The organism is Abyssibacter sp. (genome assembly GCF_964229365.1).
In the GTDB taxonomy this organism is placed as follows: domain Bacteria; phylum Pseudomonadota; class Gammaproteobacteria; order Nevskiales; family OUC007; genus Abyssibacter.
Genome location: NZ_CAXRDQ010000086.1, coordinates 1 through 16,380, shown reverse-complemented (window position 1 = coordinate 16,380; position 16,380 = coordinate 1). Strand labels below are relative to the sequence as shown.

17 protein-coding genes are annotated in these 16,380 nt (G+C 64.4%); 6 read left to right on the top strand and 11 right to left on the bottom strand.

The features are described from left to right. From ACE1EY_RS14265 to ACE1EY_RS14245, 5 genes are all read right to left on the bottom strand, one after another. The coding region (locus ACE1EY_RS14265) for an AMIN domain-containing protein (RefSeq protein ID WP_370300479.1) at positions 1-890 on the bottom strand (890 nt) is incomplete at its 3' end. Positions 891-902: 12 nt separating this feature from the next. Next, entirely contained in the window at positions 903-1,397 is a 495-nt protein-coding gene (locus ACE1EY_RS14260) for a pilus assembly protein PilP (RefSeq protein WP_370300480.1), read from the bottom strand. A gap of 26 nt (positions 1,398-1,423) precedes the next feature. After that, on the bottom strand, positions 1,424-2,056 hold the full coding sequence (locus tag ACE1EY_RS14255) for a type 4a pilus biogenesis protein PilO (protein ID WP_291514060.1): 633 nt from the start codon (positions 2,054-2,056) through the stop codon (positions 1,424-1,426). Continuing rightward, a complete protein-coding gene (locus ACE1EY_RS14250; RefSeq protein ID WP_291514059.1) occupies positions 2,053-2,631 on the bottom strand; it encodes a PilN domain-containing protein in 579 nt (192 codons plus the stop codon). The genes ACE1EY_RS14255 and ACE1EY_RS14250 overlap by 4 nt, the downstream gene beginning before the upstream one ends. Beyond that, a complete protein-coding gene (locus tag ACE1EY_RS14245; protein WP_291514058.1) occupies positions 2,628-3,710 on the bottom strand; it encodes a pilus assembly protein PilM in 1,083 nt (360 codons plus the stop codon). The genes ACE1EY_RS14250 and ACE1EY_RS14245 overlap by 4 nt, the downstream gene beginning before the upstream one ends. A gap of 158 nt (positions 3,711-3,868) precedes the next feature. Here ACE1EY_RS14245 and ACE1EY_RS14240 point away from each other — a divergent pair, with 158 nt between their 5' ends. Together ACE1EY_RS14240 and ACE1EY_RS14235 are read left to right on the top strand one after the other, a co-directional pair. Beyond that, complete coding sequence (locus ACE1EY_RS14240; protein WP_291514057.1) at positions 3,869-6,358, top strand: penicillin-binding protein 1A; 2,490 nt, start codon at positions 3,869-3,871, stop codon at positions 6,356-6,358. 2 nt (positions 6,359-6,360) lie between these two features. Further along, complete coding sequence (locus ACE1EY_RS14235) at positions 6,361-6,966, top strand: hypothetical protein (protein ID WP_291514056.1); 606 nt, start codon at positions 6,361-6,363, stop codon at positions 6,964-6,966. Here ACE1EY_RS14235 and ACE1EY_RS14230 read toward each other — a convergent pair. After that, positions 6,963-7,562, bottom strand: a complete 600-nt coding sequence (locus ACE1EY_RS14230; RefSeq protein WP_291514055.1) for an aminodeoxychorismate/anthranilate synthase component II — start codon at positions 7,560-7,562, stop codon at positions 6,963-6,965. The genes ACE1EY_RS14235 and ACE1EY_RS14230 overlap by 4 nt on opposite strands. A gap of 174 nt (positions 7,563-7,736) precedes the next feature. Here ACE1EY_RS14230 and ACE1EY_RS14225 point away from each other — a divergent pair, with 174 nt between their 5' ends. Beyond that, a complete protein-coding gene (locus ACE1EY_RS14225) occupies positions 7,737-8,273 on the top strand; it encodes a hypothetical protein (protein WP_291514054.1) in 537 nt (178 codons plus the stop codon). On the opposite strand, the gene ACE1EY_RS14220 is transcribed toward ACE1EY_RS14225, so the two are convergent. Continuing rightward, a complete protein-coding gene (locus tag ACE1EY_RS14220; RefSeq protein ID WP_370300477.1) occupies positions 8,274-9,083 on the bottom strand; it encodes an ion transporter in 810 nt (269 codons plus the stop codon). It abuts the gene before it with no gap. 147 nt (positions 9,084-9,230) lie between these two features. On the opposite strand from ACE1EY_RS14220, the gene ACE1EY_RS14215 reads away from it, so the two are divergent. Then, entirely contained in the window at positions 9,231-9,788 is a 558-nt protein-coding gene (locus ACE1EY_RS14215; protein WP_291514052.1) for an SH3 domain-containing protein, read from the top strand. Between the two features lie 13 nt (positions 9,789-9,801). On the opposite strand, the gene ACE1EY_RS14210 is transcribed toward ACE1EY_RS14215, so the two are convergent. The 4 genes from ACE1EY_RS14210 to ACE1EY_RS14195 all read right to left on the bottom strand — a co-directional run bounded on the left by ACE1EY_RS14210 (position 9,802) and on the right by ACE1EY_RS14195 (position 14,402). After that, a complete protein-coding gene (locus tag ACE1EY_RS14210; RefSeq protein WP_291514051.1) occupies positions 9,802-10,359 on the bottom strand; it encodes a DJ-1 family glyoxalase III in 558 nt (185 codons plus the stop codon). Positions 10,360-10,462: 103 nt separating this feature from the next. Then, positions 10,463-11,776, bottom strand: a complete 1,314-nt coding sequence (locus ACE1EY_RS14205; protein WP_370300476.1) for an HmuY family protein — start codon at positions 11,774-11,776, stop codon at positions 10,463-10,465. Then, entirely contained in the window at positions 11,776-13,668 is a 1,893-nt protein-coding gene (locus ACE1EY_RS14200) for a TonB-dependent receptor (RefSeq protein WP_291514049.1), read from the bottom strand. Before ACE1EY_RS14200 ends, ACE1EY_RS14205 begins: the two co-directional genes overlap by 1 nt. Next, a complete protein-coding gene (locus ACE1EY_RS14195; RefSeq protein WP_291514048.1) occupies positions 13,665-14,402 on the bottom strand; it encodes a DUF2470 domain-containing protein in 738 nt (245 codons plus the stop codon). The genes ACE1EY_RS14200 and ACE1EY_RS14195 overlap by 4 nt, the downstream gene beginning before the upstream one ends. A gap of 224 nt (positions 14,403-14,626) precedes the next feature. Here ACE1EY_RS14195 and ACE1EY_RS14190 point away from each other — a divergent pair, with 224 nt between their 5' ends. Together ACE1EY_RS14190 and ACE1EY_RS14185 are read left to right on the top strand one after the other, a co-directional pair. Continuing rightward, on the top strand, positions 14,627-15,448 hold the full coding sequence (locus tag ACE1EY_RS14190) for an ABC transporter substrate-binding protein (RefSeq protein WP_291514047.1): 822 nt from the start codon (positions 14,627-14,629) through the stop codon (positions 15,446-15,448). Beyond that, the coding region (locus ACE1EY_RS14185) for a FecCD family ABC transporter permease (RefSeq protein ID WP_370300475.1) at positions 15,445-16,380 on the top strand (936 nt) is incomplete at its 3' end. The genes ACE1EY_RS14190 and ACE1EY_RS14185, both read left to right, overlap by 4 nt.

Genomic DNA, 16,380 nt, shown 5'->3' with positions numbered 1-16,380 from the left:
TCGGCGATGATTTGCAGCAGGGCACGGATATCGACGCTCTGGAACGACAGAGAAATGCGTTCTCCGGTGTATTTGGGCTTTTCGCGCTCACGCTGATCGAGCTCGGCTAGCGTCAGCGGCTGCAGTTCCAGCGTGAACACGTTGCCGGACTGGTAGGCCACCTGGTCAAAGTCGCCGGAGGCGATCGGGTAAACCACCAGGCGCGAATGGATACCCTCCTGCACGGCGTCGATGTATTTCACCGGTGTCGCGAAATCGAGGACATCCAGACGCCGGGCGAAGCGGTCGGGCAGATCGGTGTTCTTGAATTCAGCAATGATCTTGCCGCCTTCTTCGCGCACGTCGACCGGTGTTTTGGGATCGGTGAGCGTGACGATGATGCGGCCCTGACCGGTTTCGCCACGACGGAAGTCGATGTTGGTGATTTCCGGTTTCGGAGCAGCCGGCGCTGTGCTGGTGCTGCTGCGGGCGCGAGAGCCATCGGCGCGGCCGGCCAGTTCCACCACGATCTGGGTGCCCTGTGCGCTTACGGTGTAGGGCACGAGCTGATTCAGTTCGACGACGACCCGGGTGCGGCCACGGGCCTCGGCCGTGGCCACGCTGGTGACCTGGCCGACGTTAATCTTCTGGTAGCGCTCCGCCATGGCGCTGCGCGTATCCGGCAGATCCAGCGACAGCCGGGCCGGCGACTCGACCGTGAAGGTTCTCGGTTCCGGCGCGGGCTCGGACAGGCTGAGCACGATGCGTACTGCATCTCCCGGCAAGGCTGTGAACGTCACATCCTGCAAGGCGCGGGTGGGTCCCTGGGCGGCCACGTTGGCCGCGGCAAGCAGTAACGCGACCCCGGCGCTCAGGCTTGTCGCAAATCGTTTGTTGGCAAATCGAGCCATCTTGCCCACTCCCTAGTTTTCGCTGAGCGCTATTGAGGCGGAACGCTTCATAAATCCGCCGAAGCCGTCTGGAATAATTTCTTCAAGTTTGACCTCGGCCTCGGTGATTCCGGTGATCTTGCCGTAGTTTTGGCCCAGGTAGTTGCCCACCGCGACCCTGTGCACGATGCCATCTGGCGCGCGGATCAGCGCGTAGGTAGCACGCTGCGTACTGAGCGTGCCGACCATGCGCAAGCTGTCCAGCGGGAACTCTTCCAACGCCTCGCGGTTGCGGTTGGCGTCGGGGCGCAGGCTGTTCTCCGGCGACGGACCGCTGTTCGGCGCATCTTGAGCCTGCGGTGTGAACGGGTCGCGCCGGTCGGCCGCCAGATACTCGAATGGCTCGTACTGGCGAATTTGTGGAATCGGCTCGACAACCGTCGATTTGCGCGCTTTCACTTCTGCGATGTAGGCCTCTAACTCCGACGTGTCGCGGCCGCAGGCCGTGAGCCCGGCGAGGCACAGCATCCACAGCAACAGGTGCGCCGGGCGGTTCATTCCTGTTCCTCGTCGTTTTCATCGAGATAGCGGAACGTCTTGGCCAGCGCCTGCATTCGTAGCTCGCCATCGGGCGCACTGCTGTTGCGGCGGTTACCGCCGGCGGGCCGGATCTCGACCTGGTCAACGGTGACGATGCGCGGCAGGGCGGCCACACCGGACACGAAGCTGCCCATTTCGTGGAAGCTGCCCACCACGGTGATCTTGTTGGGCAACTCGGCATAGAACTCTTTGGTCACCTGGCCCTGAGGCTGAAACAGCTCTTCCTCGAGGCCGCTGGCCACGCGGGTCTGCGAAATGTCGTTCAGCAGATTGGCAACCTCGGTCCGGTTCGGAAGCTGTCGCAGCATGGCACCGAAAGAGCGGCGCATCTCTTCGAGTTGCGCCTTGTAGGCATCGAGGTTGGCGATCTTCTTCTGCTTCGTCTCAAACGTCTGCCGCAGCTGGGTTTCCTCGGATTCGACCTTTTCCAGCTGGGCGAACTTCGGCTTGACCAGATACCAGGTCCCCGCGCCGATGATCACTGCCATGATCAGCACGATGGCACCAATACGGGCGTACCCCGGCCAGGCGCCTGGGTTGTTGGGGTCCAACCCTTGAAGGTCGTCAATGATTTCGCGTGCGTTCACGAGTCGTCCTCGTTCGCGTTATCGGCCGACGGTCGGACATTCTTGATCTGTAGCGTGAACTGGCTGGCGCGACCGGCGCCGTTGCGCTCGTTGCTGGTCTTGATAACGACCAGGCGCGGATCGGAAAACCATTCGGAGGCATCCAGGTTCTTCATGTACGTCGAGACCCGACCGTTCGATTCGGCCATGCCCTCGATCGTCGTGGCCTGCCCCTGCTGGCGAATCAGCGTCAGGTGAACGCCGTCGGGCAGGGTGTTCACGATCTCATCGAAGAAATGCACGGTCTGCGATCGACTGGCCTGCAACTCCTCGATGATGCGCATCCGCGCGAGCAGGTTGGCCTTGACGCGTTCGAGCTCCTCGATCTCCTTGATCTTGCGATCAATGGCCTTGATCTCGGACTTGAGCATGGTGTTGCGCTTGTTCTGATACTCGATCGCGCTGTCCATGAAGCGCATGCCGCCGAAGACCAGCAAGGCCGCTACCACTGCGCCGCCAATCGCGGTCTGCGCGAACTGCTTCTTGAGCCGCCCGCGGCGTTCTTCGCGCCAGTCGAGTAGGTTGATCTGCTTCATGGCGTGTCAAACGCGCGTAGGGCCAAACCGCAGGCCAAGAGCATGCTGCCGGCATCCCGCTCGACCAGTTGCGGTTTGGCGCGGGCCAGCACCGTCATGTCCGCAAAGGGCTGTGCGATCACAGTTGTGATGTCCAGTCGCTCACCAATGGTGGCCTCCACGCCCGGAATCGCCGCGCAGCCACCGGCCAGCATGATCTGATCGATGCGTTGGGCTTCCCCTGACGAGGCGAAATAAAACTGCAGGCCGCGATCGATCTGTTGCGCCATGTCTTCGATAAAAGGCGCCAGGACCGATTCCTGATAGTCCTCGGGCAGGTTGCCGAAGCGCTTGGCCTTGCCGGCTTCCTCCCAGGACATGCCGTAGTGGCGCATGATGTCCTCGGTGAGCTGGCGGCCACCGAATTGCTGATCGCGGGTATGAACGACCTCGCCATCCTGCAGGATCACTGTCGTCATGCCACTGGAGCCCACATCGATGACCGCGACGGTGCGACCCCGCCCCTGATCAGGCATCTGCGGCAACAGAACCTCGCAGGCGTTCTCCAGCACAAAGGCTTCGATGTCGACGATGGCCGGTGTCAGGCCGCCGAGTTCCAGCACGCTAATGCGTGATTCCACCGTGTCCTTGCGGCAGGCAGCCAACAGGACATCGACGGTTTCTTCGGCATGCTCGGTCGGGCCGAGGATCTGGAAATCGAGATTCACATCGTCGATCGAGTAGGGGATGTACTGATCCGCCTCGACCTTGATCTGTTCTTCCATGTCCGCTTCGGTCAGCGAGGCAGGCATGGTGATGGTCTTGGTGATGACCGAAGAGCCGGCCACGGCGACCGCGGCGCGCTTGGTCTTGGTGCCGGCGCGCTGTACGGCCTTGGCGATGGCCTCGCCTACCGACTCCGGTTCGTTGATCTGTTTGTCGACCACGGCCGCCGGCGGCAGGCCTTCGATAGCGAAGGCGCAAACCTCATAACGGGCTCCGGATCGGCGCAGTTCCAGCAGCTTGATCGCGCTCGAACTGATGTCGATGCCCAATAGGGGTTCCGGCCCGCGGCCTAAGAGCTTGTCTAGCATCCCCATGTATACTGTGCGCTAGAGCACATCCCCCTGTTGAGTAGGCATCCCACCTCACCGCCTGCGATGGGCAGACAGCCTCGTTAACTATAGCCCAGTGTGACTCGGAATCAACAAGAAGATACGAGCACAAATCCTTGATCCAACGCCCAAACCTGCGCTCCATGTCTCAAGCTGACGGCTCTCGAAATCGGCGCTCCCGCCGAATCATCCTGATTTGCCTCTCCATCTTCGCCGGTCTCGCGCTGTTAGGTGCCCTGGCTGCGATAGGCGGTTTCTACGCGTTGGGGGCTTACTTCAAGCCAGGCTTGCCGCAGGTGACGAGCCTGGACGATCTGGAACTGCAGGTTCCGCTACGGATCTACACCGCCGACGGCGTGTTGATGCGGGAATATGGCGCCGAGCGCCGCGCCCCGCTGTCGTATGAGCAATTGCCGCAGCCGCTGATCAATGCGGTGCTGGCCGCAGAGGACGATCGGTTCTTCGAACACCCCGGGGTGGACTGGCAGGGTCTGGTGCGTGCCGCCTGGGTGCTCGGGACGACGGGGGATAAAACGCAGGGCGGCAGCACCATCACCATGCAGCTCGCGCGCAATTTCTTTCTGACGTCGGATCGCACCTACGAACGCAAGCTGCGCGAGATTTTTCTGGCGCTGGATATCGAGAAGCAGCTGAGCAAGCAGGAGATTCTCGAGCGTTATCTCAACAAGATCTTTCTCGGCAACCGGGCCTACGGTGTCGGTGCTGCTGCCGAGGTGTACTACGGCAAGCGCGCGGAGGAGTTGACCCTGGCCGAGGCGGCAATGCTGGCCGGTCTGCCCAAGGCGCCGTCGGCCTACAACCCCATCGCCAATCCGGAACGCGCGCTCATCCGCCGCAACTACGTCCTGCGGCGCATGCGCGAACTGGACATGATCAACCAGGCGCAGTTTGACGCGGCGATCACCTCGCCGGTCACGGCGGAGCTGACACGCGGACTGGGTGAAATCGAGGCCGACTACATGGCCGAACTACTGCGCGCGGACATGGTGCAGCGGTACGGCGAGGCGGCCTACACCGGCGGCTACCATGTGCGCAGCACGCTGGATTCCAAATTGCAGCGCGCGGCCGACGAGGCGCTAAAGACCGCGTTGCTGGCGTATGACCAGCGTCACGGCTACCGCGGGCCGGAAGCCCAGACCGGGTTCGGTCCCGACACGGACTGGTCCGACCCTGAGGTGGACCTCGCCTGGCACCAGCAACTGCGTGACCTGCCACTGATTCGCGGATTGCCGGCGGCGGTTGTGGTGGGCGAAGAAGACGGCGGCCTGGTCGTGCGTACGCTGGAGCTGGGCGAGCAGGTCATCACGCCGGAAGGGCTGGCCTGGGCGGAACTCAGCGACCAGAGCCGCCCGCAAATCGGCGATGTCCTGCGCATGGAATCGGTGCAAACCGATGACGGTGCGAAGATCTGGCGGCTGGCGCAGATTCCCGCCGTGCAGGGCGCGTTGGTTGCGCTGGATCCCGTCACGGGCGAGGTCAAGGCCATGGTCGGTGGCTTCGACTTCTTCCTGGGCAAGTTCAATCGTGCCGTGCAGGCACAGCGGCAGCCGGGGTCGGCGTTCAAGCCACTGCTTTATTCCGCCGCGCTGGCCAACGGACTGACGCCGGCTTCGGTGATCAACGATGCCCCGGTCGTATTCGATGATCCGGCGCTGGAAGACACCTGGCGACCAGAAAACTACACCGGTCGGTTTTACGGCCCGACGCGGATGCGCGAAGCCCTGGTGAACTCGCGCAATCTCGTGTCGATCCGCCTGCTGCGGCAGGTCGGCATCGATGCCGCGCGTGACCATATCAGCCGTTTCGGCCTGCCCAAAGATCGCTTGCCCCGCAACCTGTCCCTGGCTCTGGGCAGCGGCGTGCTGTCTCCGCTGGAGCTTGCCCGTGCCTACGCGGTGTTTGCCAACGGGGGGTTTCTCGTCGACCCGTTCTGGATGGATGCGATCGAATCCGCGACAGGCGAGCCGATCGCCATGCCGGAACGCAGCATCGGCTGTTTGCGCTGTCCGGGGCTGGATGACGCTAGCCCGGCTGTGCCGATCGAGGCACCCAAGTTCCTGGGTGGTCCGCCTGACGATCCGACGCGGGGGGCGGGCATCGATACGCCCATCGTCAAACCGGCACCGCGGGTGATTGAACCCGAGAACGCCTGGTTGATGACCAGCATGATGCAGGACGTGGTAGCCCGTGGCACAGCGCGGCGCGCCCGCTCCTTGGGTCGCACTGACTTGGCCGGCAAGACCGGCACGACCAACGACGAAAACGACGCGTGGTTCGCCGGCTTCAATGGTCAGCTCGTTGCGGTGGCCTGGATCGGTTTCGACCAGATGCGCCCGCTGGGGCGCGGAGAGGCCGGTGGCCGGGCGGCGCTGCCGATGTGGATTGACTTCATGCGCAAGGCGCTCGATGGCCAGCCAAACTCGACCATGGAGCGCCCGCCCGGCCTGGTGACGGTGCGGATCGATCCGGCCACGGGCGAGCTGGCGACTTACGGCACCGAAGATGCCGTGTTCGAAACCTTCCCTGCGGATCTGGTGCCGAAGGCGCCGGATCACTATTCCGATTGGAACCGCAACGGCCAGGACTCCAAGAGCGTCGAAGACCTGTTCTGACCATGACCCCCGCCGACCGAGCACGTGCGGCGCTGGCGAACGAAGCAGCCCGCATCATCTGTGAAACTGGCCTCAAGGACTACCGACTGGCCAAGTCCAAGGCCGCGGAGCACCTGCCTGCCGAGGCCACTTCGGGCCTGCCACGCAACAGCGAGATTCGCGACGCCATACTCGCTTATCAGAAGGTCTTTGGCGGCGAAACCCTGGGCCGGGATTTGCGCGCACTGCGCCAAAAAGCCATTCGGGTCATGCGCTGGCTGGCAGAGTTTCGGCCGCGGTTGGTAGGCGGTGTCCTGTCCGGCGCGATTGGCTTGGAGCCGCGGGAGTACGATATCCAGTTGCACGTGTTTGCCGACGCGGTGGAGGAACTGGACATCCATTTTCTCAACCAGGGCATCGCCTTCGATACGGGCGCCGTCCGGCTGCAGATCAGGCGTGGCGTGTTCGAGGAGCGGCCCGTCTGCGAATTCGAGTTCGAAGGCACGCGCGTCGCCGCCACCGTCTTTTCGGAACGCGGGGGCCGTCAACCACCGATTTCATCCGTGGATGATCAACCGATTCGCCGGGCGACGACCAAGGACATCCAGGCGTTGCTGGACAGCGACTAGGCTGCCAGTGGCGTGCTACGCATGCTGAGAAAATTCTTCAGCAGGTCATGGCCATGCGCGGTGAGTATCGATTCCGGATGAAACTGCACGCCTTCGATCGGCAGGCTGCGATGACGCAGGCCCATGATTTCGTCGACCGAACCGTCAGCGTGCTCAGTCCAGGCCGTCACTTCGAACTCCGCGGGCAGCGTCGCAGCGTCGACAACCAGCGAATGGTAGCGAGTCGCCTCATACGGTGATGGCAGCGCGCTGAACACGCCTGTGGCGCTGTGGTGGATGGCAGATGTCTTGCCGTGCATGACCGCCCGTGCCCGAACGACCTGGCCGCCGTAGACCTGGCCGATGCACTGGTGCCCGAGGCAAACGCCGAGTATCGGTATCTGCCCCGCAAAGCGCCGGATCACCTGCATCGAGACCCCGGCTTCGTTCGGCGTGCAGGGGCCGGGCGAGATCATCAAATGCGACGGCGCCAGCGCGGCAATGCCATCTGTGGTGATCTCGTCGTTGCGCCGCACCACGACCTCCGCCCCCAACTCGCCCAGGTATTGCACCAGGTTGTAGGTGAACGAGTCGTAGTTGTCGATCATCAGGATCATCAGCTGTGAATCCGGAGCATGGCGGGAACAAGGGCGGCGAATTATGCGGCATCGGTCGCCTGTTCTGCGACCGCGGTCGCGATTGCGGCATTGTGCATGTCTTGCGTCGTCTGGCGGCCGCGCACAGACTGCTCGAATCGACAGTATCGGACCAGGATGGTCTGGGGAGCGACCATGGCACTCAGGGCTTGGTTCGGACGCAGCAAGGGATTGTTCAGGGCGAATCGTCGTCGCGGCGCGGCCGACGACGTGACCACGTATTTTCGTGCGTGCGCGATTCGCCTGATGCTGCGCGAGTTTGCCGCTCGTAGCGTGGCACAAGGCGACGTGCTTGATCTATCCGCCGAGTGGATGCGCCTCTCGGTCAAGACGACCTTGCGTCAATCAGATTTTGCTGCAGCGACCGGAGTGCTCGTCAAGCGCTTGTGTCTGCGCCATCACGGCACCGGCATGTTCGAGTTCGCGCTGGCGGAAAACGGGGCCGAAGCGCTAAATCGGCTACGCGCCGGCGATTGGGCTGGCGTCGAAGCCATAGTCGGCGGCACCGCAGAGCTCGACATGCGAACCCGATCACAGACTCCGCCCCAAACCACTGAAGTGCAGCTGGCCATCGAAACCGATCTGGCGCGCGAGTTCGCCGAAGGTTTTAACAGTGTCAGGCAGGCGGATCGCGTGAGCTGGGCGGACCCAGGCAGATCGACCGCTGCCTGATCAGGCGGTGTTTTCATCCTGTTCGATGGCTGGGCGGTCTGCCGATTGTTGCGCCATCAGCCGCGTTTCCATGTCTTGTAGCCGCTGCATCAGTCGGGCTTCCAGCGCGGCCATGTGCTCCCGGCGGTGATCTTCACTATCGGCTTCGATGGATGACACGATCACCCCGATGAACATGTTCAGCACGGCGAAGCTGGTGATGACGATGAACGGGACAAAGAATGTCCATGCCAGCGGGAATTCCTTGAGAATCGGCCGAACAATCCCGTTGCTCCACGATTCCAGCGTCATGATCTGGAACAGGCTGTAGAGCGAGCGCCCCAGGGTGCCGAAATACGCGGGAAACGCGTCGCCGAACACTTCGGTTGCGATGACCGCACCCACGTAGAAGATCAACCCCAGCAGCAACACCACCGAGCCCATGCCGGGCAGGGCGCCGAGCAGGCTTTGCACGGTCTGCCGCAGACTGGGCACGACACTGATCAGCCGCAGCACGCGGAACAGGCGCAGCGTTCGCAGTACTGACAGCGGGCCGGCGGTGGGCAGGTAGCAAATGGCGACCACGCTGAAATCGAACCAGAACCAGGGGTCGCGAAGTGATTGGCGTGGGATCACCGCCAGTCGGAGCAGGATTTCGGCCGTGAAGATTGCGAGGGCGACCTGATCGAGCCCGTGCAACGCTTCGCCCCATCGCGCGGTGAGCTGTTCGCTGGTCTGCAGGCCCAAGGTGATCGCGTTGACGATGATCACCGTGGTGATAAAGCGGCCGAAAGCGTCGCTGGTCACGATGCGGCGGAGCCGGTCGATCATGCTGAAAATCCGAAGGCGTGGACGGGAGCCGGGCGCGGATTGTTGCCGATTCCGGGCCGGCTTGCATCAGGGCGATGGTGCAAAGGCGATGAGGGCGCCGGCTCGATCAGTTACGCTGCCCGCCCGAGGGGAAACCGAATTTAGACCATGCATCCAGTTTTACTGATTTTACTTGCCGCGGTGGTCATCGCTGCCGTGCTCGGCCTGGTGTCGATGTCTCGAGGTGGGGCCGATGCCGATCAGAACGCCGAACCGCGGATGCGCCGGCTGCTGCTCACCGGGCTGGCGATTCTGCTGGCGGTCAACGTGGCGATGGCCGGTTTCGGCTGGTTTATCGTGCAGGGCTCCGGCGCGGGTGCGGATGCCGACCGGGCCGACGAGACGCTGGAAATGTCCAATCGCCTGCTGGCGATGGAAGCGCGGTTGCAGACGCTGGAGTCGCGAGTTTCCGCGGGCGATAAGTCACCGCCCGTGGGCGACCGCATCGTGACGGCTATCGAATCGGTGATCCTCCGGCGCAGCCCCGCCGGCGACGCGCTGACCCGGCTCGCCGGTGGCTCGGGCGTCGATGTGTCCTACTGCATGTCGCGCCGCGAGGCCGGGCAGCACTGGTGCGAGATCCGAACCCCGGGTGGTGACACTGGCTGGGTGCCGCGCACGCTCATCGAGCCGCCCCCTGAACTGTCTGGCGAGCGCGGCGGCTGACGCATTCCAGCGGTCAGGCAGCAGCCAGCAATTGCTGGCCGATGTGCTCCGCTGACTCCGGGTTCACCAACTGACCAACCAGGGCCAGGGCGAAGGCGATGGCCGTACCGGGCCCCTGGCTGGTGATCAGGCTGCCATCACGCACGACAGGTTCATCCAGCCAGGTGCCGGTTTCCACGCGCTCGGTAAAAGACGGAAAGCAGGTCATGCGACGGCGTGCGAGCAAGCCATTGGGTTCCAGTGCCACGGCCGGCGCGGCACAGATCGCTCCCAGCAGGCGGTCGGCGTCGAGTTGTTCCCGTGCCATGTCCATCAGGCTGTCGCATTGCGCCAGGTGTTCGGCGCCGGGCATCCCGCCCGGCAGCACGATGGCATCGAACAGCTGATCACGGCAGTCGCCGATCAGCGCATCCGTCTCGATTCGCGTGCCGCGAGCGGCGGTGATCTGCCGGCGCCCAGCCGCGCAGCTTGCGACGGTGACGTCCACGTCGGCGCGGCGCAGCACGTCGATGATGGTGACGGATTCGATGTCTTCGCTGCCATCGGCAATCGCTACGAGTGCAGTCGGCATGGGGGTGCTCCGTGCTTCGAATGGGACCCGCGACGCTAACAGCCTGAGGTGATCTGGCAAGTCCATCCGTGCTCGATCGGCAGAGACTTGCCGACCGCAGCGTCTATTGCAGCGGCGCGAACTCGAAGCTGGGATGCGCCGAACTACCGGCGTCGTCGTAGTAGGCGAGCATTCGCAGGCGCCAGTAGCTGCCGCTGCGATCGCGAACCACGTAGATCACGTCGCGGGGCGAGATGTGGTGCACGCCCTCACCGTCGTCGCAAAACCCCGAGTAGTAGTACCAGCCGAAATCGCCATTGATGCCGCCGCAAGCGCCGTCGCCGGTGTTCTCAGCGGGAGGGTAGGTGACAAAGGCCAGCGCGTCCGGTTCGTCCGTATGCCACTCGGCATCGGTCGGGACGCTGATGGTGCCGGACCAGTCGCCACCGAGCATGTCGTGCAGCGCCGCATCGCCCGGCCCTGAGATGCCGCCGTTGATCTGGAGATCGGTGCGCATGAGTGCGATGTCCCAGGTCAGCTCGCTTGCTGGTTCGGCCGGCTCGACCTGCAGGGCATTGATCAGATCGATGTAGACCCAGGCGTCCTCGGCGGTGGCATCGACCTCCGCCTGCTGGCCGTCGGCCGTGTTGGAGAACGTTACGGCGCCTCGCGGCACCACGCCGCCGCCATCGGTGCTGCAAGGTGATCCGGGGATCTCCAGCAGATCGAACTGCGGATAACCGGTCTCGTTGGCCTCTGACCGGTACCCGGTCATCCGCAGATTGAAATAGCGGCATTCCACGCTGCGAATAACGTAGGCGACGTTGTTGCGTGCGGTGATCATCGAGCCTTCGGCGACACCGGTATCGTGATACCAGCCGTGGTCGCCCGCGGCCGTGACGCGGTCCGGTTCGGTGTCGGCTTCGGGGTGGTTGGTGAACACGTACTGCGGTGTGAAGCCCGTCAACAGGCCTCCGCGTTCATCGGTGAGGTAGTCGACGGCGGTGGGCGGTGGCGCACCGGTGACTGCTTCCCAGGGGTAGGTCACGCCGGCCTCGACCTTGTCGGGGTAGACAACCACAGCCTCACCGGCGGGCGGCGTGCCGGACGCGCCACCGTTCATCTTGATGTCGGTGCCGAGAAAGGCGATGTCCCAGGCATCGCTGGCATCGGGGTCAGCCGGCGTGACCTGTGTCTGCGTTTCCAGGTCGATATAGATCCAGTCGTTGCCCGTCGCGTCGATCCGGCCGTGGTAGTAGCCGCCAACGGCGCTAAACGCGGCTTGATCGCCCCCCGGGCCCGGCAGTTCGGCCTGCGGTGTCTCATCGCCGCTGACCCCGGCAGGGGGCGAGAGATCGTCGGCACAGCCCGTCATCAGGTTTAGTGACAGCAGGAGACAGCCGAGCGGAGCGGCACGGGCAAGACGGGTACGGGCCATCAGAAGTCTCTCCGAAATTCGAGATAAGCCGAACGGGGCTGGATGGGCAGAAAGCGCGGGTCGCCTTCGTCGAGCAGGTTCTTGACACCGGCCGCGATCTGCAGCGGGGCGAAGCGGCGCCACTCGGTGCGGGCGTCGAACAGACTGTAGGCACCGGCGATGCCGGCGCCCGTGGGCGGACCGCCGGAGTCCAATTCCACGCCGAACTCGCGTTCGTCCACCCAGGTCCCGCGCAGGCCCAGGGCATAGCGCGGTTGTTCGAAGTAGAGGGCGGCATTGGCGCGGTGCGTGGCGCGACCGCTCAGTGTCGCGCCGGTGTCCCGGTCCTCGCTGTCCAGATAGCTGTAGCCCAGGCGGAGTTGCAGGCTGCGCAGCGGCCGCCACTGCATTTGCAGATCGACCCCGGTCAGCCAGGCACGCGAGACGTTGCGGTAGCTGTAAATGGTTGGGGGGCCGGGTTCGGTCAGCACGATCTCGATTAGGTCCTCGACCCGGTTGTGGAACGCCGTGGCGGACAGGCTGGTGGTGGGGTTGGCGAACCAGGTGGTGCCGATGTTCAGGCCGCGGCTGCGCTCTGGCCTCAGATCGGGCTTGCCGTCTACCCGATAGCCCACGGCCGTGTTCTCGAATCGCAGCAGCAGTTGCTTGAAGTCCGGTGCCCGGTAGCCATGGCCGTAACCCAGTCGCAGCAACCAGTTCTGGGTCAGGTCCAGCCGTGCCGCGAACTTGGGGGACCACTGATGGCCGAACAGCGAATCGCGGTCGTAGCGTAGTCCTGGCACCAGCGTCAGCGCCCCGTCGAGCAGCGTGAAATCGTCTTGTACGAAGACCGCCTGCCGATCGCGTTCGCCGTCGGATTCCAGGCGATCGGCCTCCAGGGTTTCGAGCTGATGCTCCACTCCGGCGGTGAGCAGATGGCGACCGGCGAGATGGTCGACCTGCAGCCCCATGAGACCGATTTCGTCCAGTGTTTCCTCGTCGGTGACGCCGTCCTCGGCATTCCGCTGTACTTGCAGATACTGGTCGAAGTAGCGCTGGTAGCCGAGATCGAGACGCAGGTCGGTTGCGGCGCCGATGCGCATCCGCGGCGTGACCTGCGCACGGACTTCCTCGATGCGCTTGATGGTGTCGTAGACGCGGCCCCCGGTGCCGCTGTCGACGCGCTGCGTGTCGTCCAGGGAGTAGGCACCGTAGGCCGCCAGTGAGGCCCGCGCAGAAGGGTTCCAGTCCAGTTGCCCCGAGGCGAAGCGGCTGACGCCGTCGACGGCATCGTCGCCGGGGGTGGCGTCGTCCAGGTCATAGGGCCTCAGCCGACTGTAACCGCCGCTGATCTGCCCGCGGAGTGCATCGCCAGACCAGCCGCCGAATGCGAACACATCGCCTTGGTGCGAGTCATCCAGCCGCGCGATGACGCTGCCGCCGTTCGCGGCTTGGCGCGTGATGATATTGACCACACCACCCAGCGCATCCGAGCCGTACAGTGCCGAGCTGGGGCCCTTGACGATCTCGATCCGCTCGATTTCGGCAACCCGCAGGCGGGTTAGGTCGATCGCGCCATTGATGCGGCCGATGACGCGCTGGCCGTTCAGCAGAATCAGCACATGCTCGGAGGACAGGCCCTGGATCTCGATGCTGGTGCCGCGGCCGGCGACGCGGGCGACATGGACTCCGCCCTCGCGTTCCAGCAGCTCGGCTACGTCGCGGGCGCCGGAGTGCTGGATGTCCTCGGCGGTGATGAGTTGTACATCGACCGGGCTGTCGCTGATCCGGTGTTCGGTCCGGGTGCCGGTGACCACGATGGGGTCCAGCACCTGCGGCGTGTCTGAGGCTTGTGCGGCCAGCGTCGTGGGTAGCAGTAAGGAGCACGCCGCGAGCAGCGCACCCCTATTCATTGACTCGACCCGGCTGCCTGAGCAGCACCCCAGTAGTCCGGTTGGCACATCGCAATCGTGGTCTTGCGCAGCGCATCCATGGATTCCACCGGCTCACGAAAGCCGACGCGATGCACGGCGTGCCCGATGCGAATGTAAAGCCCCTCGGCATCGACCCCGGTCATCTCGGGCCGGCGCCCCGCGGTGTTCAGGCCAGCAAACTCACAGTACTTGGCAACGGCATCCGCATGATCGCGGTTCATATGGGCGACGGCGCCCGTCTCCTGTTCCACGGAGAACGGGTTGGGACGCAGCGCCTGTGCCGGATCGAGCCAATGGATCTTGCCGAATCCGCCGATGTAGCGCAGACGCACCGGCGTCAATCGCCAGAATGCAAAATCGTGGGCCTGCTCGTAGTCGCGGGCATCGGGAAAAAATCGCATGTAGCGCTCGCCCAGCGCGGCCTCGGCATCCGTTAACGGCGATGCATCTGCCAGCACGCTCAACCGGCCGCTGGCCTGCACATCGTCGACCTCCGGCTCGGATAGCGTCAGCGAGCACTTGGGATTGCGGATCAGATTCTTCGTGTGCTGGGCGATCGACGAAATCAGGATGAGCGGGAGGCCCTGCGGGTCCAGCACATACGGGGTGATCGATCCCAGCGGATAGCCCTCCACGGTCACGCTATGCGTGGACAACACGCCATGCGTGCAGCGGGAGAGCAGGCGGCGGGCCTCGGAGGCAGCTTCGGTCATGGCGCGTGGACGTCCTTGTGGCGGCGGGTTCGCGGCAGCGCAGGGCTTGCCGCAGCATGGTCCTGAAATGTATCTTAATGAGAACCATTCGTATTCACAAATACTCTCTTATGCCTCTGCCTCTTGCGGGTTCATTCGGCCGGTCGACGCGGCCGCTGACGTGCGCCACAACGCGTGCCGGAAACCGGGTTTCGCGGTGTTTCTGGGGGGCGTGGTCGATCGGCTTGCTGTCCTTGCTCGCGATCGTCGTACCGGTGACGGTTTCGGCGGAGGCGGCGCGGCTGGTCACGATCGGGGGCGCGGTCACCGAAACTGTTTTCGCGCTGGGCGCCGGAGATCAGGTCGTGGCCGTGGACACCAGCAGCACCTATCCCCAGGCCGCCGTCTCACGCCCGAAGGTGGGTTATGCGCGCACGCTGGCGGCTGAAGGCATTCTCGCGATGCGGCCGGACCACGTGCTGGCCGCCGAACATGCCGGCCCGGAAGCAGTATTCGAGCAACTTCGCGCGGCGGGTGTCGCGGTCACCCTGGTTCCCGATCCGCGCTCGGTGAACGACACTGTGTCGATGATCGAGACATTGGCGACACTTCTGGGCCGCCCGGATCGGGCGCAGGCGCTGGTCCGCGAACTGCTCATTGCACTACGCGGCCTGCCGTCGATTGGCGGCGAACCACGGGACGTGATCGTCGTAATCGGAGGCCAGGGCGGTCAGATCATGGTCGCCGGGCGCGGTACGGCCGCCGATGCCATGTTGACACTGGTCGGCGCGCGCAATGCGGCCTCCGCATTCCGAGGCTACCGACCCGTTGGCGACGAAGCGCTGCTGCGACTCGCCCCACAGGCGGTGGTCGTGCCCGATCATGCTTTGCGGACGCTGGGAGGCTTGGACAGATTGCGCGGGCAGCCGGGTTTTGTGTCGTTGGCCGCCGATCAGTTCGTGGTGCTGGACAGCTTGTTGCTGCTGGGCATGGGGCCGCGTCTGGGCGAGGCCGCGGAGCGCCTGGCTACCGCGCTCGCGCCGGCACCAGCCATGGCCACGCCATGATTCGAATCGCCGACAGCGCGCGGGGGCCGGTCACCGCTGGACTGCTGGTGGCCACGGTCTTTGTCGCGCTTTGCAGTCTGGCATTGGGGCCTCTACAGATTCCATTGAACCGCACCTTCGACATCGTTCTCGGTTTGATTGGCATCGGGCAATCATCGGTACCCGCCTATGAGCAGGCGACGATCGAGGTCATCCGCCTGCCGCGCGTGCTCACGGCACTGGTGGCCGGCGCAGCGCTGGCAGGCGGTGGCGCGGTGTTGCAGGGGCTCACACGCAACCCACTGGTCGAGCCGGCGCTGATCGGGATTTCCAGCGGGGCGGCCCTGGGCGCCGCCCTGGTCATTGTGTGGGGGCTGGGCAGCCTGTTGTTGCCGATGGCGGCATTCGGCGGCGGCCTGTTATCGGCGCTGGCGGTATTCGCGTTGGCTCGAGCCGATGGTCGCACCTCCGCCGTGGCGCTGTTGCTGGGCGGGGTTGCGATCAACGCGCTCACGGCGGCGTTATTGGGCCTGATGATCTACGCCGCGGACGATCAGCAGCTTCGGACATTAACGTTCTGGATGTTCGGCAGTCTCGCGCGCACCGACTGGGCGGCCCTGCAATGGCTCGTGCCCGTGGTCGCGGTTTGCTGCGTGATGATGGTGCGCGAGCACCGTTCCCTGGACGCGCTGGCGCTGGGCGAGCAGGTGGCCGGGCATCTCGGCGTGGACGGCCAGCGCGTACGCAACCGGCTGCTGGGTGCCACCGTACTCGCCGTTGGCGCTGTGGTCGCCTACACCGGCGTTATCGCCTTCGTGGGGCTGGTCGTGCCGCATGTCGTGCGCCTGTTGTTGGGCGCCCACCATCGATTTCTGATTCCTGGCAGCTTGATTGTCGGCGCCGGATTGACCGTGTTGGCCGATACGCTTGCTCGCATGGTGGTTGCACCGGCC

Bases quoted from the DNA above. Each gene is read 5' to 3' on its own strand.
- ACE1EY_RS14220 (WP_370300477.1), bottom strand. From the start codon at position 9,083: ATGATCGACCGGCTCCGCCGCATCGTGACCAGCGACGCTTTCGGCCGC.
- ACE1EY_RS14225 (WP_291514054.1), top strand. From the start codon at position 7,737: ATGGCACTCAGGGCTTGGTTCGGACGCAGCAAGGGATTGTTCAGGGCG.
- ACE1EY_RS14200 (WP_291514049.1), bottom strand. From the start codon at position 13,668: ATGAATAGGGGTGCGCTGCTCGCGGCGTGCTCCTTACTGCTACCCACG.
- ACE1EY_RS14205 (WP_370300476.1), bottom strand. From the start codon at position 11,776: ATGGCCCGTACCCGTCTTGCCCGTGCCGCTCCGCTCGGCTGTCTCCTG.
- ACE1EY_RS14240 (WP_291514057.1), top strand. From the start codon at position 3,869: ATGTCTCAAGCTGACGGCTCTCGAAATCGGCGCTCCCGCCGAATCATC.
- ACE1EY_RS14210 (WP_291514051.1), bottom strand. From the start codon at position 10,359: ATGCCGACTGCACTCGTAGCGATTGCCGATGGCAGCGAAGACATCGAA.
- ACE1EY_RS14245 (WP_291514058.1), bottom strand. From the start codon at position 3,710: ATGGGGATGCTAGACAAGCTCTTAGGCCGCGGGCCGGAACCCCTATTG.
- ACE1EY_RS14260 (WP_370300480.1), bottom strand. From the start codon at position 1,397: ATGCTGTGCCTCGCCGGGCTCACGGCCTGCGGCCGCGACACGTCGGAG.
- ACE1EY_RS14250 (WP_291514059.1), bottom strand. From the start codon at position 2,631: ATGAAGCAGATCAACCTACTCGACTGGCGCGAAGAACGCCGCGGGCGG.
- ACE1EY_RS14195 (WP_291514048.1), bottom strand. From the start codon at position 14,402: ATGACCGAAGCTGCCTCCGAGGCCCGCCGCCTGCTCTCCCGCTGCACG.
- ACE1EY_RS14215 (WP_291514052.1), top strand. From the start codon at position 9,231: ATGCATCCAGTTTTACTGATTTTACTTGCCGCGGTGGTCATCGCTGCC.
- ACE1EY_RS14235 (WP_291514056.1), top strand. From the start codon at position 6,361: ATGACCCCCGCCGACCGAGCACGTGCGGCGCTGGCGAACGAAGCAGCC.
- ACE1EY_RS14230 (WP_291514055.1), bottom strand. From the start codon at position 7,562: ATGATCCTGATGATCGACAACTACGACTCGTTCACCTACAACCTGGTG.